Below are 23,730 nucleotides of genomic sequence, written 5' to 3'. Positions count from 1 at the left end.
CGACAGCCCTTCCCGGCAGATACGTAGTTTCTCTGATGTGCGTCCCGCGGAGCGCTGGAACGCTGATGACGCGACGCCGACGCCTGCCGGCCCCGCACGCCGGCCCCGCTCCTTCGAACCTCTTCGCCGCGACCTCGGCGATCTCGGCGCCCACGGCCCCGACGTGCCGGACCGGAGCGGGCGCCACCGATTCCGACGCAGCCTTTCCCGTGGGGAGTGTGGATACAGCCATGCCAGGACGAAGCAGATCACGGACACCGCTCCGGTCGGCCGGGGCGGCGGTCGCGCTCCTGCTCGCCGCCGCGGCCACGGCGGCCTGCGGCTCCTCCGGGTCGCCGGCCTCGGCGGCCCCGGCCGCCGGCGGCACCCTGACCTACGGGTCGGACCAGCTGCCGGACTGCCTGGACCCCGCGGTCAGCCCCGAGGACATCACCGGGATCGTCGACCGCGAGGTGTTCGACTCCCTGGTCTCCGAGAGCCACGACGGCACCTTCCACCCCTGGCTGGCCAGCAGCTGGAGCGTCGATCCCGCCGGCACCGTGTACACCTTCCACCTGCGCACCGACGTCAAGTTCCAGGACGGCGCCGCCCTGGACGCCGCCGCCGTGAAGGCCTCGCTGGACCACGTCGTCGCCCCGGCCACCGCGTCCCAGTACGCCGCCAGCCTGCTCGGGCCCTACACCGGGACGAAGGTCGTGGACCCGGCCACCGTCCAGATCACGCTGTCCGCCCCCTTCGAACCGCTGCTCCAGGCCCTGAGCACGCCCTACCTCGGCATCCAGTCGCCCGCCGGGCTCCAGGCCGGCAAGACCCAGCTGTGCACGCACCCGGTGGGCTCCGGACCGTTCAGCTTCGTCAGCTGGACCAAGCCCACCAGCCTGGAGCTGAAGAACAACCCCGCCTACAACTGGGCCCCGGCCGACGCGGCCCACCAGGGCGCCGCCTACCTGGCCGGCATCACCATCCAGTTCAACACCGAGAACGCCAGCCGGTTCGGCTCCCTCACCAGCGGCCAGTCCCAGGTCATCGAGGACGTGCCCCCGGTCGACATCAAGACCCTCAAAGCCCAGTCCGGCCTGGGCCTGCTCACCGAGCAGCGTCCCGGCGCGGTCTACACCATCGGCCTGAACACCGCCAAGGGGCCGCTCGCGGACCCGAAGGTCCGCACCGCGCTGATGCGCTCGGTCGACTTCGACCAGCTCATCCAGTCCATCTACTTCGGCCAGTACGCGCGGGCCTGGAGCATGCTCAGCCCCACCACCCCCGACTACGACGCGACCCTGGCCAAGTCCTGGCCGCCGGACCAGGCGCTGGGGAACCAGCTGCTGGACCAGGCCGGCTGGACCGCGCACGACGCGGCCGGCTACCGCACCAAGGACGGCCAGGAACTCACCCTGCGCTGGCCCGCCGCCAGCCCCCGCCAGGACCGCGCCGCCCTGGCCCAGGGCATCCAGGCCGAGGCCAAGGCGGTCGGCATCAACGTCCAGTACGTCAACGAGGACCAGGGCGCCTACATCCAGGACCTGATCGGCGGCAAGCTCGACCTCGTCGACACCAGCTTCGTCCGCGACGAGCCGGACATCCTGCGCCACTTCTTCGCCTCCGACCAGACCATCCTCAAGGGCGGGGCCAACGAGTTCGGGCTCCACGACCCGCAGCTGGACCAGTGGCTCAACGGCGCCGCCGCCGGCTCCGACGCGGCCCAGCGCAAGCAGAGCTACCTCGCGGCGCAGCAGTACATCATCAAGAACGCGCTGGCCATCCCGGTCTACGTCCCGACCACCCTGGTCGGCTACCAGACCAAGGTCCACGGCCTGGCCCTGGACGCCGACGGCTCGCTGCTGTTCCACGGCGCCTGGATCGCGAAATGACCGGGCGCGCGGCCGCCGGCTGGCTGCTGCGGCGCCTGGCCCTGGGCGCCGTCGTCGTCCTCGGGGCCGCCACGGTCGCCTTCCTCGCCTTCCACCTGGCCACCGGCGACCCGGTCCGGGTCCTGCTCGGCGCAGAGACCCCCACCCCGGCCCAGCTCGCCGAGGTCCGGACCCAGCTCGGCTACGACCGGCCGGTCCTGGTCCAGTACGGCAGCTTCCTCGGACACCTGGTCCGCGGCGACCTCGGGTACTCCTACCAGACCCGGGAACCCGTCTCCGAGCTGATCGGCGACCAGCTGCTGCCGACCGTCGAGCTCGCCGGCAGCGCCCTGATCCTGGCCCTGGCCGCGTCCGTCGCCCTGGCGGTGGCCACGGCCGGCCGGCGCCCCGTCCTGCGCGGGGTGTCCAGCCTGCTGGAACTGGTCGCGATCTCCGCCCCCAGCTTCTGGGTCGGCGTGCTGCTGCTGACCTTCTTCTCCTTCCGGCTGCACCTGTTCCCCGCCGTCGGCTCCGACAACGTGGACGCCCTCGTGCTGCCCGCCGTCACCCTCGCCCTCGGCCTGGTCGGCACCTTCACCCAGGTGCTCCGGGCCGGCATCGAACGCGCCCTGGCCGAACCCTTCGTGCTCAGCTCCCGGGCCCGCGGCACCGGCCAGACCCAGGTCCGGCGCCGCCACGCGCTGCCGCACGCCCTGGTCCCGCTCATCGCCCTGTCCGGCTGGACGGTCGGAGCCCTGCTCAGCGGCTCGGTGGTGATCGAGACGATCTTCTCCCGGCAGGGCCTCGGCCGGGTCGTCGCCACCGCCGTCGGCGGCCGGGACCTGCCGGTCATCACCGGAGTGACCGTGGTGTCGGCAGCCGCGTTCACCCTCACCTCGCTGCTCGTGGACTGGCTCTCCCGGGTCGTGGACCCCCGGCTGCGCGAGAACCCGGCATGAGCGCCGCCTCGGCCGACGGCGCCGGTCCCGCCACCGGCGCCGTCCCCCGCCGCCGCCTCCCGGTCCGGATCCGGCCCGCGCGCCCCGCGGCGCTCGCCGCCGGGCTGGTGCTGGCCCTGATCCTGCTGGCCGCGATCTGGCCCGGCCTGTTCACCGGCCGGCCGCCGAACGCCGTGGACCCGCCGGCCGCGCTCCAGGGCCCCGGCGCCGCGCACCTGTTCGGCACCGACGAGCTCGGCCGGGACGAGTTCAGCCGCGTCGTCCACGGCACCCGGGTCTCGCTCGGCGTCGGACTCGGCGCCACGGCCCTGGCGCTGGCCCTGGGCTCGGCCGCCGGGGTGGTCGCGGCCACCGCCGGCCGGGTGGTGGACGAGGCGGTCATGCGGGTCTGCGACATCCTGCTGTCCTTCCCCGGCCTGCTGCTGGCCCTGTTGGTGGTCGCGGTCCTCGGGCCGGGCACGGCCGACGCCACCGTGGCCATCGGCGTGTCGATGGCGCCCGGCTTCGCCAAGCTGGTCCGCAGCCAGGCCCTGGTGATCCGCCGCTCCGACTACGTGCGCGCGGCCGTCACCTTCGGCCGCCGCCGCTCCGAGATCCACCTGCGGCACGTCGCCCCGAACGCGCTGGCCCCGCTGCTGGTCCTGGCCACCGTCACGGTCGGCGGCGCGATCGTGGCCGGCTCCTCGCTCAGCTTCCTGGGCCTGGGCCCGCAGCCGCCCTCGCCGGACTGGGGGTCGATGCTCGCCGACGGACAGAACTACCTGGCCGTGTCCTGGGCGGTCGCCGTCTTCCCCGGGCTCGCGGTCACCGCCACCGTGGTCAGCTCGACGGTGGTCGGTGCCTATCTGCGCCGACGGTTCGAGGGGAGGGGCGCCGGTGACGGGTTTTAGCGGTAGCGGCGAGAGCAGTGCCAAGAGCAGCACCGAGAGCAGCGGCGGCGGCAGCGCCACGGACACCGATCCCGGCCTCAGCCCCCTGCTCGAAGTCCGCGGCCTGCACGTCCGGTTCGCCACTCGCGGCGGTCCGGTGGAGGCGGTCCGGGGCGTCGATTTCGCTCTGTATCCAGGACGCTGTCTGGCCATCGTCGGCGAGTCCGGCTCCGGCAAGTCCGTCACCTCCCGGGCCTTGGTGGGCCTGGCCGGGGCCCGTTCCGAGGTGCGCGCCGACCGGCTGAGCCTGGACGGGACGGACCTGGCCGCGCTCACCGACCGGCAGTGGGAGCGGGTGCGGGGCGGCCGGATCGGCCTGGTCCTCCAGGACGCGCTCCAGTCGCTCGACCCGATCCGCCCGGTCGGCGCCGAGATCGCCGAGGCCTTGCGCAACCACCGGATCGTCGACCGCGCGGACGTCCCGCGCCGGGTGGTGGAGCTGCTGGCCGGGGCCCGGGTCCCGGAGCCGGACCAGCGGGCCCGGCAGTACCCGCACGAACTGTCCGGCGGCCTGCGCCAGCGGGCCCTGATCGCCTCGGCGGTGGCCGCCGAGCCGGACGTGCTGATCGCCGACGAGCCCACCACCGCCCTGGACGTGACGGTCCAGGCCCGGATCCTGGACCTGCTCGCCGCCCGGAAGGCCGACGGGACCGCGATGCTGCTGATCAGCCACGACCTGAGCGTGGTCGCCCGGCTCGCGGACCGGGTGGCGGTGATGTTCGGCGGGAAGTTCGTCGAGGAGGGCGACGTCGCCGACCTGCTGCACGCGCCCGGCCATCCGTACACCAGGGAGCTGCTGGCGGCGGTGCCCGCGCTGCACGCCAAGGGCACTCGGCTGGCGGTGACGGCCCCCGGCCGGGCCGCCGTCGGGCCGGGGGACCGGGCCGGCTGCGTCTTCGCCGCCCGCTGTCCGCTGGCCACCGACCAGTGCCGGTCCACCGATCCGCCGGTCGTCCACCTCGGCGCCGGGCACACCGTCCGGTGCTGGCACAGCGACGAGGCGTGGCCGGCGCCGGCGGCCAGGACGCAGCGCGAGCGCGGCATTCTGGCCGGCGCTGGAACCGAGGCCGGTGCCGGAGCCGGAGCTGAAACCGGAGCTGAAACCGGTGCCGGAGTCGGGGCCAGAGCCGGAGTCGGAGCCGGTGCTGGCGCTGGTGCCGAAGTCCGCGACGCGCCGGTGATCGAGGTCGACCGCGTCTCGAAGTCCTTCCGCCGCCCGGACCGGACCCGCCGCCAGGTCGTGCGCGACGTGTCCTTCACGCTGGCCGCCGGGGAGACGCTCGGCCTGGTCGGCGAGTCCGGCGCGGGCAAGACCACCGTCGCGCAGATCGTGCTCGGCCTGCTGGAGCCCGACGAGGGCGCCGTCCGGCTGCTCGGCCGGGACTGGTCCGGCCGCCGGGAGTCGGCCCGCCGGCCGCTGCGCGACAAGATCCAGCTGGTTCCGCAGGACCCGATGGCGGCCTTCGACCCCCGGTACACCGTGGAGCGGGTGGTCGGCGAGGCCCTCGGCGCGCCCGGCGGCCGCTCGGCGCGGCGCGAGCGGCCGCGGATCAGGGAACTACTGCGCCTGGTCGGCCTGGACGATGGCGTCCTGGGCCGGCACCCGTACCAGCTGTCCGGCGGCCAGCGGCAGCGGGTGGCGATCGCCCGGGCGCTGGCCCCGGAGCCGGCCGTCCTGGTCTGCGACGAGCCGGTCTCCGCCCTCGACGTCTCGGTCCAGGCCCAGATCCTGGACCTGTTCGCGGACGTCCAGGACCGGCTCGGCGTCGCGATGCTGTTCATCTCGCACGACCTCGGCGTGATCCACCACGTCTGCGACCGCGTCCTGGTGATGCGGGACGCCGAGGTGGTGGAGGCCGGACCGGTGCGGGAGGTGTTCGGCGCCCCGCGCGAGCCCTACACCAAGGAGCTGATCGCGGCGCTGCCCCTGACCGACTGACTGACCGATTGACCGACTGACCGACTGACCGACTGACCGATTGACCCTTGACCCGCCGGACCCCGTTCCGCCGCCCTCACCTCTCCCACGGACCACAGCCACCGCGCACCTGTCTGCAGTGCGCGGCGATCGCGCCCACCTCGGGCACGTCATCACCACACGAAGGGAAACACCTCACCATGCGACCGAACTGGTTCGCCAAGCGCTCCCGGGTGCTCGCCGCCGCGGCCCTCGCGGTCTCGGGCGCCGTCGCCGGCGTCGCCGACTCCGGCCCCGCCGCGGCCGCCGCCTCGCACAAGCCCGCGCCCGCCGCACTGCACCTGCGCAACCTGACGCTGGTGCTGAACTGGCAGATCGTCAAGGGCCTGACCGAGACCGGCGGCCCGCGGGTCGGCACCGACACCGACTACAACATCTCCATCTACGCCGCCGACGGCTCCCTGCTGGGCACCCAGCAGGGCAACACCCTGATCAACTACATCGACCCGGTGACCGGCGACATATTCGTGCACCAGCAGGACATCGTCAAGATCGCCGGCGGCACCTTCGTCGACAGCGGCGTCGTCAACGCCACGCAGAGCTACAACGGCCAGCAGCAGACGCTGTGGGTCCAGGGTGTCAGCGGCAAGCTGGCCGGCCAGTTCGGCGTCTTCCAGGACATCCCGGTCATCCCGGTGCTGGGTCCGAAGATCTGGCAGGCCACCGCGGACATCGAGCTCGCGCCGGCCGGCGAGCTGTCCCAGGCCACCGGGCTCGACGCGTTCAACAAGCTCTACGCCAAGACCATCGCGCAGGGCTCCAAGGGCCCCTGGGGCTGATGGCGGGAGCCGACTAGCGGCACCTGACTCCGGGACATGAGAAGACCGGCCCGGTTCCCTCCGCACGAAGCGGAGGGAACCGGGCCGGTCTTGGTTTCCGCTCGACCGGCCCGCGTATCAGCCCTCCGCGGTTTCAGCGTCGGCAGCCTCCGCCGGCTCGCCGAACCACGCCGTCAGGCTCTCCGCCAGGCCGTCGAACCCTGATTCCCCGCCGTCGCCGGTGCTGAGCCAGGCGACATGCCCGTCCGGACGCAGCAGCGCGGCCGCCAGGCCGAGCGCCGCGCTCGGCTCGGCCACGACCAGGTCCACGCGGTCGGCCCAGCCCGCGACGTCGGGGGCGGGATTCTTGCCGCCGGACAGATCCAGCAACACACCGTGCCCGCCGCGCAGCAGGGCCGCCGACTCGGTCTCACCGGCTGCCGTCTCCAGCCGGACCGGAGGGAGCCGCAGTCCGAGCAGCGGATGCGGTGCAGCAGCTTCGCTAGTCCCAGTCCCAGTCCCAGTCCCAGTCCCGGCGCCGGTCTCGGCATCGGCCCCGACCTGCGGCAGGTAGCGGACACCGAGCCCCTGCGCCGTCTCGGCCAGGAACCGGTTGACCGGCTCGAACTTCAGCAGGTGCCCGAACAGCGCCCGCAGCGGCGCCGCCGACTCCGGCGGCGAGGCCAGGGCCTCCTGCGCGGCCACGTTCTCGACGGCGAACCGCCCGGCCGGCAGGCGCTCGGCCTCGTACGTGTCGAGCAGGCCCGCCGGGGCCCACCCGCCGATCGTCGCCGCCAGCTTCCACCCCAGGTTCAGCGCGTCCTGGAACCCGCTGCTCAGCCGCTGGCCGTTGAACGGGAAGAAGACGTGCGCGGCGTCCCCGGCCAGGAACACCCGGCCCTCCCGGTAGCGGTCGGCCAGGCGGCTCGGGTTGTCGGTGCGGCCGAGCCACAGCACCTCGGCGTTCGTGAACGGGCTGCCGGTCAGGCGCTCCACGCGGGTGTTGAGCTCGTCGAGAGTCACTTCGTCGGAAAGCGCGTGCCCTGATTCGAGGTCGAACTCCGAGGTCACGATGCGCCACAGGTCCGGCCCGATCGGAGTACCGGTGAACAGGCCGCCCACCGGCGAGTACTTGGCCCCGAAGTGTTCGCCGTGGAAATCGGCGGACGCGATCCGGACGTCCCCGATGAGCCCGTAGAAAGGCTTGTCGGTGCCGGTGAACGGGATGCCGGCCAGCTGACGGATCGCACTGCCGACCCCGTCGGCCCCGACGACGTACTGCGCGGTCAGCTGCTCGGTGCCGTCCGCGGTGCGGACGTCCAGGGTCACGGAATCCTCGTCCTGGGCCAGCCCGACCACCTCGGCCCCGCGCCGCACGGTCACCCCGAGCCCCCCGGCCCAGCGAGCGAGGTGCTGTTCGAGCAACGACTGGGGCGCCACCCGCGAGTGCCGGTGCGGCCCGAACAGCGAGCTCTGGTCCAGGAAGATGTTCGAGAAATGCGACAGCGGGAGCTCGATCGTGCTGCCCACCAGCGCGTCGAGCAGGCCGCGCTGGTCCAGGAGCTCGACCGTGGCGGAGTTGATCGCCATGCCCGGGGCGTGCGGGTCCGGTTCGGCCAGCCGGTCCAGGACGACCGGCTGCACGCCGGCCAGCGCGAGTTCGCCGGCGAGCAGCAGCCCGATCGGACCTGCTCCGACGACGATGACGGAATGACTCATCTGCGTGCTCCTGTGGTTGGTTCGGGCCGGGTTCAGACTCGGACGGGTGCGGGTGCGGGTGCGGTGGGGGTGGGGGTGTCGGGCGCGGTGGCCGTTTCAGTGCCGGACAGGCTGTCCCGCAGATAGCGGGCAAGTGCCGAAGCGCTCGGGTGGTCGAACACGGCCAGCGGATCGAGGCTGATGCCGTCGGCCGCCTTCAACCGATTGCTCAGCTCCAACACGGTGAGGGAGGAGAACCCCAGATCCGGGAAGGGGATGTCCGGATCGATGGCGTCGGCAGCGCCATGCCCGAGGATCTCGGCCGCGTAGAGGCGCAACAGATCGCTCAGGATCCGTTCCTGCTCCTCGGGCGAGGCGTGGGCCAGCTGCTCGGCGATCGGACGGGTGTCCGCGTGCGGCACGTCGGCAGGGTTCGCGGGGACCGGCGGCCGGTCCGTGACCACGAGGTTCGCTATCCCGTTCCGCAACGCCCACGGCAGGACCGCTGCCGTGGGCACGGCCTGTGCTCCGCCGACGGACCGCCACGTATCCCAAGACACTGATACCGCGCGCACACCTTCGGCGCGCGCCCGCAGGACCAGGGCTTCGAGCGTGTGGGGCACGAGTTCGCCCAGAACCACGAAGGCGTCGAGCTTCAGGTCACGTGTGAGTTCGTCAAGATACTGCGCCACCTTCGCTGCGTCGTTGGCGGCGTCGGGCTCAGCGACATGGACGACCGTACTGATCCGCGCCGTACTGCCGACCTGGTCCACCAGCTGCCGCAGCGCTTCGCGATCACCGAGGTCGCCGTCGACATGGACGACGTTGGAGGCTCCGGCTGCGGCCAGCAGTTCGACGGCATCGCGCGCCGACGACTCGGTGGCGCCTGTGAGCAGGACGGCGGCATCGCGGTCCCACTCCCACGCGGCTGTGCCGGCCCGGGTGCCGACCAAGACGAGTTCCAGACACGGGGCGAACAAGCCGGTCGAGCGGATGGCGAGTTCGCGCTCGCCGCCGGTGTGTCCCAGAACGCTGACGAGCCGGATCGCCGTCCGCCGGTCCAGGACCGTCGGCAGATCGATGACGCCACCCCACAGTCGCGGGTGCTCCGCGGCGATCGCCCGGCCCAGGTCCCAGAGCCGGGCCTGGTCGAGCTCGGGGACGGTGCCGTCCGACGCCACGGTGATCGCTCCCCGCGACCCGAGCCAAAGTGGTCCCGGCGTACCGGCCTCGTTCAGGGCTCCCAGAAGCACGGGGATCCAGTCGGCGTCCAGGAGCGAGAGCACACCGTCCAGGGCATCGGTGTCGGTCGGGGCAAAGGCTTCCCGAAGACGCTTGGTGAGGTCGTCCGGTCCGTCACCGGCAGTGGGATCGACAATCAGGGTGCTGAAGTTCCCGCCTTTGTGAGCGGCACCGGCGATCGCGACGCTCAGCGCCGGGTCCTGGGCCAGGTCGGCGGGAAGGACCACCAGCCAGTTCCCGGGCCGGGCAGAGATCGCAGTCGGGACCGGCCTCCACTGCACCCGATAGCGCAACCGTCGCTGGCGTCGCCATTCGGCGAGCACTGACAAGACCTCGCTCAGCGGAGTCTCCGCTTCGACGCCGAGGACGGCCGTGACCGTCGCGAGGTCGCCGGACTCGACGGCGGTCCAGAACGCGGCGTCCTCAGGTTCGCTGCCCGCCGCGCTGTCCGACGACTGTGGCGAGGTGGGGTTCAGCCAGTAGGTCTGCCGCTCGAAGGGATACGTCGGCAGCGGCAGCGGTTCCGCGTCGGTGCCTTGAGGTGCAGGCCAGACGATCGTTCGCCCGGACGTGTGCAGGGTGGCCAGCGCGACGGTGAAGCCGTCCGGCTCGGAGCGTTCGGGACGGAGCGCCGGGACGGCCACGATCGCCGCCGCGTCGGACTCCAGCGCTCTGCGCACCAGGGCGGTCAGCGTCGCGTCGGGGCCCAGCTCGAGGAAGTGGGCCGCTCCTCGCGCCCGGAGCGTGCGCACCCCCTCGTGGAAGCGCACGGGGCGGCGGATGTGCTCGGTCCAGTATTCGGCGGTGGTGATCGCCTCGGGGTCGGCCGGTTCGCCGGTGAGGTTGGAGACGAGCGGAACGGTCGGTCGCTGATAGTCGAGCGTCTCCGCGACGCGGCGGAACTCGTCCAGGACCGGGTCCATGTGTGGGGAGTGGAAGGCGTGCGAGACCGTCAGAGCTTTTATACGGTGCCCTTGCTCCTTGAAGTGCTCGGCAATGGTGTGCGCGGTGTCATGGTCGCCCGCGATCACGGTGGAGGTGGGGCTGTTCAGCGCCGCGATCGAGACCAGCTCCTCGTGGCCCGCCAGCAGCGGGAGGACTTCGTCCTGCGTCGCCTCGACGGCGATCATCGCGCCACCGGGAACCGCGTGCTGCATCAGACGGCCGCGGGCGGCGATGAGCTTCGCGGCGTCCGGCAGCGACCACACGCCGGCCAGGTACGCGGCGCTCAGCTCGCCGATGGAGTGGCCGATGAGCAGGTCCGGAGCCAGGCCGTAGGATCCGGCGAGGCGGTGCAGGGCGACGTGCAGCGCGAAGAGGGCCGGCTGCGCGTAACGGGTCTCGTGGATCAGTGCGCTCTGCGGGTTGTCGGGCGCGGCGAGGATCAGTTCCCTGATGGGCCGGTCCAGGTGCTGGTCGAAGGCCGCCGTCACCTCGTCCAGCGCCTCGGCGAACACCGGGTACGACCGGTAGAGGCCGGAGCCCATGCCGGGCCGCTGGCCGCCTTGGCCGGAGAACAGGAAGGTGAGCTTGCCGCGGACGGTGGCATGGCCGGTCACCAGATCCGCCGACCGGCCGCCGGTGGCGAGCGCGTCCAAGGCGGCCAGCGTCTGGTCGGTGTCGCGGGCCAGGATCACGGCCCGGTGGTCGAAGGTGGTCCGGGTCGTCGCCAGCGAGTGGGCGATTCTGGGCAGGCGGTGATGCGGATAGTAGCCGTAGAAGGCGCGCAGGCGGGCGGCCTGGGAGACCAGCGCGGTGGCCGATTTCGCGGACACCAGCAGTGGGATGGGGACCGCCGTGGTCGGCGCGGGGTCGGTGGCGGATTTTGAGGCCTCGTCGGTGGTGGGATCCGTTACCGCGGGTTCCGTCGCAGAGGGCTCCGTCGCAGCAGACTCCGACGGTGCGGCGGCGGGTGCCTGTTCGAGGATCACGTGCGCGTTGGTGCCGCTGATCCCGAAGGACGACACTCCCGCCCGGCGCGGCTGCCCGGTCTCCGGCCACGGCGTGGCCTCCGTCAGCAGGCTGACACCGCCGCCGGACCAGTCGACGTGGCTGGACGGCTGGTCCGCGTGCAGGGTGGCCGGCAGCAGTCCGTGCTCGATCGCCTTGACCATCTTGATGATCCCGGCCACGCCGGCCGCGGCCTGGGTGTGCCCGATGTTGGATTTGATCGAGCCCAGATACAGCGGCCGGTCGGCGGGCCGGTCCTGCCCGTAGGTCGCGATCAGCGCCTGCGCCTCGATCGGGTCGCCGAGGGCGGTGCCGGTGCCGTGGCCTTCGACCGCGTCCACCTGGTCCGGGGTCAGTTCCGCGAAGGTCAGGGCTTGGCGGATGACGCGTTGCTGGGACGGTCCGTTGGGGGCGGTGAGTCCGTTGCTGGCGCCGTCCTGGTTGACGGCGCTGCCCCGGATCACGGCCAGCACCGGGTGCCCGTTGCGCTGTGCGTCCGAGAGCCGTTCCAGCACCAGCAAGCCGGCGCCCTCGCCCCAGCCGGTCCCGTCGGCGGAGTCGGAGAACGACCGGCACCGGCCGTCCGGGGACAGGCCGCGCAGGCGGCTGAACTCGACGAACAGGTTCGGGGTGGCCATCACCGTGACGCCTCCGGCCAGCGCCAGCCCGCATTCCCCGTTGCGCAGCGCCTGGCACGCCAGGTGCACGGCGACCAGCGAGGAGGAGCACGCGGTGTCGACCGTGACAGCGGGCCCCTCGAACCCGAACGTGTAGGAGACCCGGCCCGAGGCCACGCTGCCGGCGCTGCCGTTGCCGATCAGGCCCTCGAACTCGGCCGCCGAGTGATGGAACAGCCGGGCGCCGTAGTCGGAGTACATGACGCCGGCGAACACCCCGGTGTCGCTGCCCTTGAGCGCGGTCGGGTCGATGCCCGCACGTTCGATCGCCTCCCAGGCGATCTCCAGCAGCAGCCGCTGCTGCGGGTCGATCGCCAGGGCCTCGCGCGGGGAGATGCCGAAGAACGCGGCGTCGAAGGCCGCCGCGTCGTGCAGGAACGCGCCGTTGCGGGAGGAGGACGTGCCGTGGTGGTCCGGGTCGGGATGGTAGAGCCCTTCCACGTCCCAGCCCCGGTCGGCCGGCAGGCCGCCGACCACGTCCGCGCGGTCCAGCAGAAGCTGCCACAGGAACTCGGGGAACTGCGCCTCGCCGGGATAGCGGCAGCTCATGGCGACGATCGCGATCGGCTCCCGGGCCGCTTGCGTGGTCTCGCGCAGGCGGCGCCGGGTCCGCTCCAGATCCGCCGTGACCCGCTTGAGGTACTCGACGAGCTGTTCTTCCGTGGCCATCGGTGATTCCGCTCCTGGTGGGTGGTCGGTGTTGTGCGGTCGTGCGGGGGGACTCTCGCGTCAGGCCACGCCGAGCTCGCCGTCGATGAGCGCGAGGATCTCGTCGGCCGAGGCGGACTGGATGCGCTCGGCGGTGTCGCCGACCGGATCGTCCGCGCTCCGCCCGGGGTCGCTCCAACTCTGGATCAGGGCATTGAGGCGCGCGGTGATCCGGACCCGGTCCTGCCCGTCGACCTCGGCGAGACCGTCGATGCCCGCCAGCGCCGCGTCGAGCTCCTCCAGCTGCCGCAACACGGGCTCGACGGCCGACCGCGGCGCGGGCGTGACATGCTCCAGCACGTGGTCGGCCAGCGCGGCCGGCGTCGGGTAGTCGAAGACCAGCGTCGCGGACAGGCGCAACCCGGTGGCCGCGGCAAGCCGATTGCGCAGCTCGACGGAGGTCAACGAGTCGAAGCCGAGGTCCTTGAACGCCCGATCAGCCTCGACCTCATCCGTTTCGCCATGCCCGAGCACCGCCGCGGCATGGTCGCGCACCAGCTCGACAACGACCCGGGCCCGATCCGCCTCCGCGACACCGGCCAACCGCTCAGCCAACAGACCGGAGGACCCCCCACCCGCCCCCCGCCCCACACGCTTCACCAGCGCCCGCAGCAACGGCGCCACCGCTTCGGTCCGCGCCCGCGAGCGCAGCGCGGGGAGGTCCAGCACTGCTGGGATCAGTACTGGCGGGATCAGCACTGGCGGGGTCGGGGGCGCCGGGGCCAGTGCTGGCGGGACCGGCGCTGCCGAGGCCGGGGCGGATCGAGCCGGGGCTGATGCGTCGGGTCCGACCAGGCCCGCGTCGGATCGAGCCGGGTCGGAGTGAGCGGCGCCGGGCCGATCGCTGTCGGATTGCGTCGCGCCGGACCGAGCGTTGTCGGATTGAGTCGCGTCGGACCGAGCGTTGTCGGATTGAGTCGCGTCGGATTGAGCTGTTTCGTGTCGAGTTGTGTCGTGTCGAGCGGTGTCGGTTCTGGAGGTTGCGGACAGCGCTGCGTCGAACAAGGCCAAGCCCTGCTCGACCGTCATCGCGGCCACTCCGCCTCGCGAGATTCGCCGCAGGTCGTTGTCGCCGAGGTGGCCGGTCATGCCGCCTTCCTTTGCCCAGTGTCCCCACGCGAGTGAGGTGGCGGCCAGGCCCAGGGCGTGGCGGCGGGTGGCGAGGGCGTCGAGGGCGCTGTTGGCCGCGGAGTAGTTCGCCTGGCCCGGGTTGCCCAGCACGCCGGAGATCGAGCTGAACATCACGAACGCCGCGAGGTCCAGGTCCCGGGTCAGGTCGTGCAGGTTCCACGCGGCCTCGGCCTTCGGCCGCAGGACGGTGGCGATCCGCTCCTGCGTCAGAGCGCTGAGGACGCCGTCGTCGAGCACCCCGGCCGTGTGGACGATCGCGGTCAGCGGGTGCTCCGGCGGGATGTTGGCCAGCAGAACACTGAGTGCCTCGCGGTCCGCGGCGTCGCAGGCGACGATGAGCGCTTCGGCTCCGAGTTCGGCGAGTTCGGCTCGCAGTGCGTCGGCGCCCGGTGCCTCGGGACCGCGCCGGCCGGCCAGGATCAGGTTCCGCACTCCGTACGAGGCCGCCAGGTGTTTGGCGATCAGGCCGCCCAGAACCCCGGTGCCGCCGGTGATCAGGACGGTCCCGTCCGGATCGAGCCGCACCGGTTCGCCGGGCGCCGTCGTCGCCCGGACCAGCCTCGGGACCAGCGGGCGGCCGTTGCGGAGTGCGATCTGCGGCTCGTCGGCTTCCCGCGCGCCCGCCAGGATCGGTGTGAGATCGGGGGAGGGGACGTCGGTGTCGACAAGCGTGATCCGACCGGGATTCTCCGTCTGCGCCGAGCGGATGAGACCCCAGACCGCCGCCTGCGCCGGGTCGTGGACCGGCTCCGCGTCGTCGGCGGCCACGCCTCCGCTCGTCAGCACGACGAGGTGGGAATCGCGATCGCCCTCGGTGGCGAGCCAGGTTTGGACGGCCTCCAGGACCTGCCCGGTGGTGTCCTGGATCCGCGCCACTTCGTCCTCGGCGTCGGCCGACTCCACCGTGAGCACTGTGAAATCGCCCCGCTCGACATCCCCGCGAGTCGGGAGCGCCAGCGTCGACCACGCGATCCGGAACAGCGACCGCCACGCCTGCTCCTGCCCGGCGTCGAGCTGATCGGCCCGGACCGGCCGCACCGTCAGGGAACTGACGGAGGCGACGGGAGCCCCGGACTCGTCCGTGATCGCCAGGGCGGCAGTGCGAGCGCCGTCCCCGGCGTCGGCCCGCGTCAGGCGGACGCGGAGCGCGACGGCCCCGGCCCGGTGGATCGCCACACCGTTCCAAGCGAAGGGGAGCAGTATCGTCCCGGCCCCTGAGCTGGCCTCTGAGCCGGCGCCCGAGCCCGCCCCCGAGCCCGCCCCCGAGCCGGCATCCACCCCAGCCGTGGCCAGCGTCATGGTGTGCAGCGCGGCGTCGAGGAGAGCCGGGTGGATCCCGTAGCGCTCGGCCTCCCCGAGCTGCTCCTCGCCGAGCCGCACCTCCGCATAGACGTCATCCCCGTCCAGCCAAGCGGCGCGCAGGCCACGGAAAGCGGGCCCGTAGTCGTAGCCCCGATCGGCTAGCCGGTCGTAGTGGTCTGATACGTCGATCGCGACGGCGGAGGCCGGCGGCCAGACCACGTCGGACCCGGACGGCGCCGCACCGATTCCGACCGCCTCCGCACTGAGATACCCCGAGGCGTGTCGGATCCAGACCGCCTCGGTCTCCTCAGAGTCCTGCGTCACGTCCGGACGGGAGTGGATCTCCACCGCCCGCCGACCGTCGCCGTCCGCAGCCCCCAAGCTCACTTGGAGCCGAACCGCGCCGTGCTCCGGGACGACCAGCGGCGCGGCCAGCGTCAGCTCGTCCAGGGTGTCGGCGCCGACCCGCGATCCCGCGGCGATCGCCAACTCGACGAACGCCGTGCCCGGGAACAACAGCGAGGTGCCGACGGCGTGATCCGCCAGCCACGGATGGGCCGCCGCCGACAAACGCCCGGTCAGCACCAGCGCATCGGACCCCGCCAGCCCGACCCACGCCCCCACCAGCGGGTGGCCGGTCGGATCGAGCCCGAGTCCGGCCGGATCGCCCGAGCCCGGAGGCAGGGCCAGCCAGTAACTCCGGTGCTGGAAGGCGTAGGTCGGCAACTCCACATGCGCGGCCGCGCCCCGTCCTGCCGGCTCCGGCCAGCGGACCGGAGTACCCCCGACCTGGACGCGGGCCAGGGAGGTGAGCAGCGGTGTCCAGTCGTCGGCGTCCCGGCGCAGCGAACCCACGACCGTGGCCGCGCTATGGCTGTCGCCCTGATCAACACTCTCCTGGATCCCGAGCGTGAGCACCGGGTGCGGACTCGACTCGATGAACACGCGGTGGCCGTCATCGAGCAGAGCTTGCGTCGCCTTGTGGAACTCGACCGGCTCGCGCAGATTTCGGTACCAGTACTCAGAATCCAGGCCCGTGGTGTCCAGTCGACCGCCGCTGACGGTCGAGTAGAACGCGATGCTCGAAGCCTGCGGCGCGATGCCTTCGAGATCGGCGAGGATCTGCTCCCGGACCGCCTCCACGTGCGGGGAATGCGACGCGTAGTCCACCGGTATCAGGCGTGCGCGAAGGCCCTCGGCATCACAGGCCGCGACGAGCTCGTGCACCGCGTCGTGGTCGCCGGAAACGACCGTGGACGTCGGACCGTTCACGGCTGCGACCCCCACGCGTCCGTCCCACCGGGCCAGCCGGTCGGCCAACGTAGCGGCCGGCAGCCCGATCGAGGCCATCGTGCCGAGCCCGGCGATCCGCCCGAGCGTCCTGCTGCGCAGGCTGACGATCCGCGCGGCGTCGTCCAGCGACAGCGCTCCGGCGACGTACGCCGCCGCGATCTCGCCCTGGGAGTGTCCGACCACCGCGGCCGGTTCCACCCCGAAGTCGCGCCACGCCGCAACGAGCGAGACCATGACAGCGAACAAGGTCGGCTGGACGACGTCCACCCGCTCCAACGCATCCGGCGCGTCACTGCTGAGCACGTCGATCAGCGACCAGTCCGTATACGGCGCCAGCGCGGCCGCGCACGCCTCGATCTGTGCGCGGAACGCCCGGTTCGAGGCGAGCAGCCGCCGGCCCATGCCGACCCACTGTGAGCCCTGTCCCGGAAAGACGAAGACCACTGCCCCCGCACCAGTACCGGCCGTCCCCACCACCAGGTTTTCGGGAGCGGCGGCACCATGGGCCAGATCTTCGAGTGCTGCGAGGGTGGCCTCGCGGTCGCGTCCCAGGACCACCGCCCGATGCGCGAACTCGGTCCGAGACCGGAGCGCCACGCCCAGATCGGACAGGTTCACCATCGGATCGCCGGCCAGCAAAGCCCGTAGGCGCTCGGCTTGGCCTCGCAACGCCAACTCGGTGCGCCCCGACAGGACCAGGGGAGTCGGGCCGACCGATTCTCCGGGCACGGCCGGAGAGTCCCCGCGGTCGGCCGGAGAGCTCTCAGACTCGGCGGCCTCCGCCGCAGGCGGCTGCTCAATAATGAGGTGAGCGTTGGTACCGCTGATCCCGAACGAGGAGATGCCCGCACGGCGCGGATGGCCGTTCTCGGGCCAGGCCACCGCTTCCGTCAACAGCGAGACGCTCCCCGCGCTCCAGTCCACATGCGGCGTCGGCTCGTCGACGTGGAGCGTGGCCGGAAGCAGGCGGTGTTCCAAGGCCTTGACCATCTTGATGACGCCCGCGACCCCGGCGGCAGCCTGGGTATGACCGATGTTGGACTTGATCGAGCCCAGATACAGCGGCCGGTCGTCGGACCGGTCCTGCCCATAGGTGGCCAGCAGCGCCTGCGCCTCGATCGGGTCGCCCAGCGTGGTGCCGGTGCCATGGGCTTCGACAGCGTCGACCTCGGTGGGCAGGACTCCCGCGTTGGCGAGGGCTTGGCGGATGACGCGTTGCTGGGACGGGCCGTTGGGGGCGGTGAGTCCGTTGCTGGCGCCGTCCTGGTTGACGGCGCTGCCGCGGATCACGGCCAGGACGCGGTGCCCGTTGCGCTGGGCGTCGGACAGCCGCTCCAGCATGACCAACCCGGCACCCTCGCCCCACCCGGTGCCGTCGGCCGACCCGGCGAAGGCCTTGCAGCGGCCGTCCGGGGACAGGCCGCGCTGGCGGCTGAACTCGATGAAGATGCCCGGCGCCGCCAGCACCGTCACGCCGCCAGCCAGGGCCAGGCCGCACTCGCCGTTGCGCAGGGCATTGACAGCCATATGGATCGCGACCAGGGACGATGAGCACGCGGTGTCCACCGTGACCGCCGGACCCTCCAGGCCCAGCGTGTAGGCGACCCGGCCGGACGCCACGCTCGTGGTGTTGCCGGTCAGGTGGTAGCCGTCGAGGTTCGGCCCCGGCTGGTTCGGCCGGGGGGCGTAGTCCTGCGCGATCACCCCGGCGAACACTCCGGTGTCGCCGCCGCGCAGCGTGGTCGGGTCGATCGCCGCGTTCTCGATGGTCTCCCAGGCGGTCTCCAGCAGCAGCCGCTGTTGCGGCTCCATCGCCAGCGCCTCGCGCGGGTTGATGCCGAAGAAGTCCGCGTCGAAGGCGTCGGCGTCGTGCAGGAAACCGCCGTCCCGGACGTAGAACGTGCCGCTGTGGTCGGGATCCGGGTGGTAGAGCCCGTCGATGTCCCAGCCCCGGTTGGTGGGCAGACCGCCGATGGCGTCCCGGCCGGACGCGAGGAGCCGCCACAAAGCCTCCGGGGTGTCCGCGCCGCCGGGATACCGGCAGCCCATGCCGATGATCGCCACTGACTCGTCGCGGCCGTCCGCCGTCGCCCGACCGGTTCCGGCGACGGTCATGGCTGTCGACGGTCGGGATCCCACGGCCTCGGCGACCAGATACGCGGCCAGCGCGGTCGGCGTCGGATGGTCGAAGACCAGCGTCGCCGGAAGGGACAAGGCAGTGGCGGCGCCGAGTCGGTTGCGCAGTTCCACTGCGGCCAACGAGTCGAAGCCCGCGTCCTTGAAGCTGCGCGTCGCGTCGACCGCCTGGGCGTCGGTGTGCCCGAGCACTCCGGCGACGGTCGTCCGGACCAGATCGAGGGCGGTCTTCCGGCGCTCGTCCGGGTCCAGCGCGGCGAGTTGTTCGCCCCAGGACGTGGTCCGCGCGGGTCCGGCTGCCGCGGTTCGCAACCGGGGACGGATCAACGCGCGCAACAGTGCCGGCACGGTGCCGTCCGGGCTCTCCCGGGTCAGCGCGCGCACCGCGGCCAGATCGAGCGGCGCGCAGACGGCGACCGGTGCCGCGCCGGCAAGCGCCGCGTCGAACAGTCCGGTGCCGCGTTCCGGGGTGAGCGGGACGCCACCGGTGCGGGCCAGCCGGGTCCGGGCCGCTTCGTCGAGCGCGGCGCCCATTCCCTGTTCCCACAGTCCCCAGGCCAGGGCGGTCGCCGGCCGGCCGTGGGCTCGCCGGTGCCGGGCCAGGGCGTCGAGGAAGGCGTTGGCGGCGGCGTAGTTCGCCTGGCCAGGGTTGCCCAGCGTGCCCGCCACCGAGGAGAACAGCGCGAAGACCGCGAGGTCGTGGTCCCGGGTCAGGTCGTGCAGCAGCCAGGCGGCGTCGACCTTGGGGCGCAGGACGGTGTCGAGCCGGTCGGGAGTCAGGGTCGTGATGGTCGCGTCGTCGAGGACACCGGCGGTGTGCACGACCGCGTTCAGCGGGTGGTCGGCGGGGATCTGGTCGATCAGTGTCCGTAGTTGCTCTCGGTCTGCTGTGTCAGCGGCAACGAAGCGCGCGTTCGCGCCGAGGACAGTCAGTTCGTCGAGCAGTGCGGCCGCTCCTGGGGCTTCGGCCCCGCGTCGGCTGGCCAGGACGAGGTGCCTGGCGCCGTGGTGGGCGACCAGATGCCGGGCGCACAGGGCGCCGAGGGCTCCGGTGGCGCCGGTGATCAGCACTGTACCGTTCGGGTCCAGGCTGTTCGTCTCGCTGGCTTCGGCGTTGATTTCGGCTGCGTCGGCACGGACCAGGCGCGGCGCGAGCACCGCCTGATCACGGACGGCGATCTGCGGCTCGGCCGCCGCGCGAGCCGTTCCGATGACCACGTCGAGACCAGCGGAATCATCAGTGTCGACCAGGGTGATGCGGCCCGGATACTCGGCCTGCGCCGACCGGATCAGGCCCCAGACTGCGGCCTGCGCCAAGTCGTCGACGTCTTCCGCGGCCGACGTGCTCACCGCGCCGTGTGTGAGCACGATCAGATGCGAGTCCGAGGGCTGATCCGCCGTGAGCCACTGCTGGACCTCGGCGAGCACTCGTGCCGTTGTGGCGTGGACAGCTTCGGGGACGTCGGCCGGTGCGGCGGAGCCGACCGGTGCCGAGGCGTCGAGCACCGTGAATTCGGCACTGTCAGTCGGAGGGAGGTCGCCACTGATGGCCACCCAGTCCACGGCGAACAGCTCGTTCTGGGTCCGGATCGGACGGTCAGGTTCGGCATCCGTCGAGCGCAGCGTCAAAGAGCTGATGCCGAGGACGGGTTCGCCGGTCGTGTCGGTGAGGCTGAGCCATCGACCCTCCGACGAGGCGGTACCACCGGCTTGGGCCCGGACCTGCGCGGCTTCGACGGCGTGGAGGACGACGCCATGGACCGATCCGAGTTCGAGTCCTTCTTCGCCCTCCGCAAGCAGCGAACGAACGGCAGCGGTGATGAGAGCCGGGTGCACAGCGTGCCGACCGGCGTCGTCGCGCTGGTCCTCGGGCAGGACCAGATCGGTGCTGTCCGCCTCCGTGGCCGTGGCCGTCGCCTTCGGACCGCCAGGTTGCACGTTCGTCAGGAAGCCGTGCGCGTGTCGGAGCCACGCCCGATCGTCCCCGGCCTCGTCGCCGCCGGTGTCCGGCCTGGAGTGCACGGTCAGTGCGCGACGGGTTCCGTCCGGGGCGCCGACGGTCAGCTGAAGCCTGGTGGGACCGGTCGGCCGCAGCGGACGGTCGAAGGTCAGCTCGTCGATATAGGGGTGATCGGTGTCGGCGGCGGCCCACAACGCCACATCGAGCAGTGCCGCCGTCTCGGCAACCCATGGAGCGGTCGCGGGGGAGATGCGGCCGGTGTAGAGGATGCCGCCGGTCTCCGGAAGCGTCGTGCTCGCGGACAGGAGAGGGTGCCGGTGGGCGACCAGCCCGGCCGCCCCGGACGGAGCACCGGGGATGATCCAGTACGGCCGGTGCTGGAACGGGTAGGTCGGCAGGCCCGGCACAGCACCCGGCACGGCGCCGGGAGCGGTCGGCTCCTGCCAGGCGACGTCCTGGCCCGTCGTGTGCAGCGTGGCCAATGCGCTGGTCAGCGTCTCGGCCTCGGGACGGTCCGGACGCAGGACGGGCACAGCGACCAGGCCCACCTCCGGATCGGCGGAATCGAGGGCGTCGAACGCGGTCCGCGCGAGTGTTGTCAGGGTGCTGTCGGGACCCAGTTCGAGATAGTGAGTGGCTCCCAGCTTGTGCAGCGTCCGGATCCCGTCGTGGAAGCGGACCGGCCGGCGGATCTGCACGGCCCAGTACTCGGGGTCGGTGAGCCGGTCGGCCTCCGCCACCTCGCCGGTGAGGTTGGACACGACCGTGATCGTCGGCTGGTGGAAGGCGACGGTCTGCGCGACGCGCCGGAACTCCTCAAGGGCCGAGTCCATGTGCGGCGAGTGGAAGGCGTGCGAGACGGTCAGGGCTTTGATGCGACGCCCCTGGTCGCGGAACCGCTGCGCGATGCCCCACACCGCTTCGGCGTCGCCCGCGATCACCGTCGACGCAGGGCTGTTGATCCCGGCGATCGACACCAGGTGTTCCAGGCCGGTGAGCAGGGGGCTCACCTCGTCCTCGCCGGCCTCGACGGCGATCATGGCGCCGCCGGGCGTCGCGGCCTGCATCAGCCGTCCGCGCGCGGCGACCAGCGCGGCCGCGTCCTCCAGGCTCCAGACCTCGGCCAGGTAGGCCGCGCTGAGTTCGCCGACCGAGTGGCCGAGCAGGGCGTCCGGGCGCAGGCCGAAACTCGTCGCCAGGCGGTAGAGGGCTACATGGATCGCGAACAAAGCGGGCTGCGCATAGCGGGTCTCGTTGATCAGTGTGGCGTCCGATTCGCTGATGTCGCCGAGAATCAGTTTCCGGACAGAGCGGTCCAGGTGGACGTCGAGCGCGCCGGTGACTTCGTCCAGGGCCTCGGCGAACACCGGGTACGCCGCGTAAAGTCCGGCGCCCGCACCGGAACGCTGGCTGCCCTGCCCCGGGAACAGGAACGCCAGTCTGCCCGGCTGGGCCAGCCGCCCGACCACGACGTCGGGGGATACGGCCCCGGCTGCCAGCTGGTCGAGAGCGTCGAGGGTCTGCGGCAGATCGCGGCCGTGAATCAGGGCTCGATGTTCGAACGCCGATCGGGTCGTCGTCAGCGCCTGCCCGAGCTGCGGCAGCGAGATATCAGGGCTCAGTGCCAGGTACGACCTCAAGCGAGCGGCCTGGTCCCGGAGCGCCGCTTCCGATTTTGCCGACAGCGGCAGCGCGGTCAGTACCGCCGGCTCGTCCGGCCCGCTCGTCGGTCCACTCGCCGACCGGCTCGTCGGCGCGCCGTCGGCGGCCGCCTCGGGCTCGGGGGCCTGCTCGATGATGAGGTGCGCGTTGGTCCCGCTGACCCCGAACGAGGAGATCCCGGCCCGGCGCGGCCTGCCGTTCCGTGCCCAGGGGACGGGCTCGGTCAGCAGGCTGACGGTGCCGGAGTCCCAGGCCACATGCGGCGTCGGCGCGTCGACGTGCACGGTGGCCGGCAGCAGCCCGTGCTCCAGCGCCTTGACCATCTTGATGACGCCCGCGACCCCGGCGGCGGCCTGGGTGTGGCCGATGTTCGACTTGATCGAGCCCAGATACAGCGGCCGCTGACCGTCACGCTCCTTGCCATAGGTGTCGAGCAGCGCCTGAGCCTCGATCGGGTCGCCCAGCGTCGTGCCGGTGCCGTGGGCCTCGACCGCGTCGACCTGCGAGGCCGGGATCCCGGCGTTGGCGAGCGCCTGGCGGATGACGCGCTGCTGCGACGGTCCGTTGGGAGCGGTGAGTCCGTTGCTGGCGCCGTCCTGGTTGACGGCGCTGCCCCGGATCACCGCGAGAATCCGGTGGCCGCTGCGTTGTGCGTCCGAAAGGCGTTCCAGCACCAGCAGTCCGGCGCCCTCGCCCCACGCGGTGCCGTCCGCGCCGGCCGCGAACGGCTTGATCCGGCCGTCGGCGGCCAGGCCGCGCTGCCGACTGAACTCGATGAAGATCGACGGACTGGTCATCACCGTCACGCCGCCGGCCAGCGCGAGGTCGCACTCTCCCTGTCGCAGGGCATTGACGGCCATGTGCATGGCGACCAGCGAGGAGGAGCAGGCGGTGTCGACCGTGATCGCCGGGCCCTCGAATCCGAGCGTATAGGCCACCCGGCCGGAGGCGACGCTCGTGGTCGTCCCGGTCAGCAGGTAGCCTTCGAGCCCGCGCGGATCGCCCTTGGCCTGGGATGCGTAGTCCTGGGCGATCACTCCGGCGAACACGCCTGTGCTGCTGCCGCGCAGGGCGGCCGGGCGGATGCCCGCGTCCTCCACGGCCTCCCACGCGGTCTCCAGCAGGATCCGCTGTTGCGGTTCCATCGCCAGCGCCTCGCGCGGGGAGATGCCGAAGAAGTCGGCGTCGAAGTGCCCGGCCCGGTCGAGGAACCCGCCTTCGCGCACGTACGAGGTGCCCTCGGCGTCCGGGTCCGCGTCGAACAGGGCGTCCAGGTCCCAGCCCCGGTCGGTGGGGAAGCCGCCGATCGCGTCGCCGTCGTCGGCGACCAGCCGCCACAGGTCCTCCGGGGTGCGCACCCCGCCCGGGAACCGGCAGGCCATGCCGACGATGGCGACCGGCTCGTGGGTCCTGGCCTCCAGGTCGTGCACCCGTTGGCGCGCCTTCTGGAGGTCGGTGGTGGCCCGCCTCAGGTAGTCGCGAAGCTTGTCCTCGTTA

At 72.3% G+C, this 23,730-nt stretch carries 7 protein-coding genes and 1 pseudogene; 5 read left to right on the top strand and 3 right to left on the bottom strand.

All coding sequences use genetic code 11. The annotated features are described in order from the left end of the window. The first annotated feature begins 230 nt into the window (after positions 1 to 230). The 5 genes from ABD481_RS00770 to ABD481_RS00750 all read left to right on the top strand — a co-directional run bounded on the left by ABD481_RS00770 (position 231) and on the right by ABD481_RS00750 (position 6,495). Positions 231 to 1,871, top strand: a complete 1,641-nt coding sequence (locus ABD481_RS00770; protein WP_344663486.1) for an ABC transporter substrate-binding protein — start codon at positions 231 to 233, stop codon at positions 1,869 to 1,871. Next, positions 1,868 to 2,809, top strand: coding sequence for an ABC transporter permease (locus tag ABD481_RS00765; RefSeq protein WP_344663485.1), 942 nt, complete (start codon positions 1,868 to 1,870; stop codon positions 2,807 to 2,809). Before ABD481_RS00770 ends, ABD481_RS00765 begins: the two co-directional genes overlap by 4 nt. After that, positions 2,806 to 3,699, top strand: a complete 894-nt coding sequence (locus ABD481_RS00760) for an ABC transporter permease (RefSeq protein WP_344663484.1) — start codon at positions 2,806 to 2,808, stop codon at positions 3,697 to 3,699. The genes ABD481_RS00765 and ABD481_RS00760 overlap by 4 nt, the downstream gene beginning before the upstream one ends. Then, positions 3,686 to 5,677 (top strand): dipeptide ABC transporter ATP-binding protein, encoded by a 1,992-nt coding sequence (locus ABD481_RS00755; RefSeq protein WP_344663483.1) that lies wholly within the window; start codon positions 3,686 to 3,688, stop codon positions 5,675 to 5,677. Before ABD481_RS00760 ends, ABD481_RS00755 begins: the two co-directional genes overlap by 14 nt. Positions 5,678 to 5,856: 179 nt before the next feature. Beyond that, entirely contained in the window at positions 5,857 to 6,495 is a 639-nt protein-coding gene (locus tag ABD481_RS00750; protein ID WP_344663482.1) for an allene oxide cyclase barrel-like domain-containing protein, read from the top strand. A gap of 117 nt (positions 6,496 to 6,612) precedes the next feature. Here ABD481_RS00750 and ABD481_RS00745 read toward each other — a convergent pair whose 3' ends face one another. The 3 genes and pseudogenes from ABD481_RS00745 to ABD481_RS00735 all read right to left on the bottom strand — a co-directional run bounded on the left by ABD481_RS00745 (position 6,613) and on the right by ABD481_RS00735 (position 23,705). Beyond that, a complete protein-coding gene (locus ABD481_RS00745) occupies positions 6,613 to 8,193 on the bottom strand; it encodes an FAD-dependent monooxygenase (RefSeq protein ID WP_344663481.1) in 1,581 nt (526 codons plus the stop codon). A gap of 131 nt (positions 8,194 to 8,324) precedes the next feature. Next, positions 8,325 to 12,668 (bottom strand): annotated as a pseudogene (locus tag ABD481_RS00740) (type I polyketide synthase); the annotation flags it as partial. A gap of 102 nt (positions 12,669 to 12,770) precedes the next feature. Beyond that, positions 12,771 to 23,705, bottom strand: a complete 10,935-nt coding sequence (locus tag ABD481_RS00735; protein ID WP_425559089.1) for an SDR family NAD(P)-dependent oxidoreductase — start codon at positions 23,703 to 23,705, stop codon at positions 12,771 to 12,773. Between the last annotated feature and the right edge of the window lie 25 nt (positions 23,706 to 23,730).

The sequence above is a fragment of the Catenulispora yoronensis genome, from assembly GCF_039531695.1.
Taxonomy (GTDB): Bacteria; Actinomycetota; Actinomycetes; order Streptomycetales; family Catenulisporaceae; genus Catenulispora; species Catenulispora yoronensis.
The sequence above is the reverse complement of the archived record's forward strand: the minus strand, read 5'-3'. Positions and strand labels throughout refer to the sequence as shown.

Excerpts from the sequence above, each read along its gene's own strand:
- ABD481_RS00745 (WP_344663481.1), bottom strand. The coding sequence starts at position 8,193 with ATGAGTCATTCCGTCATCGTCGTCGGAGCAGGTCCGATCGGGCTGCTG.
- ABD481_RS00750 (WP_344663482.1), top strand. The coding sequence starts at position 5,857 with ATGCGACCGAACTGGTTCGCCAAGCGCTCCCGGGTGCTCGCCGCCGCG.
- ABD481_RS00765 (WP_344663485.1), top strand. The coding sequence starts at position 1,868 with ATGACCGGGCGCGCGGCCGCCGGCTGGCTGCTGCGGCGCCTGGCCCTG.
- ABD481_RS00770 (WP_344663486.1), top strand. The coding sequence starts at position 231 with ATGCCAGGACGAAGCAGATCACGGACACCGCTCCGGTCGGCCGGGGCG.
- ABD481_RS00760 (WP_344663484.1), top strand. The coding sequence starts at position 2,806 with ATGAGCGCCGCCTCGGCCGACGGCGCCGGTCCCGCCACCGGCGCCGTC.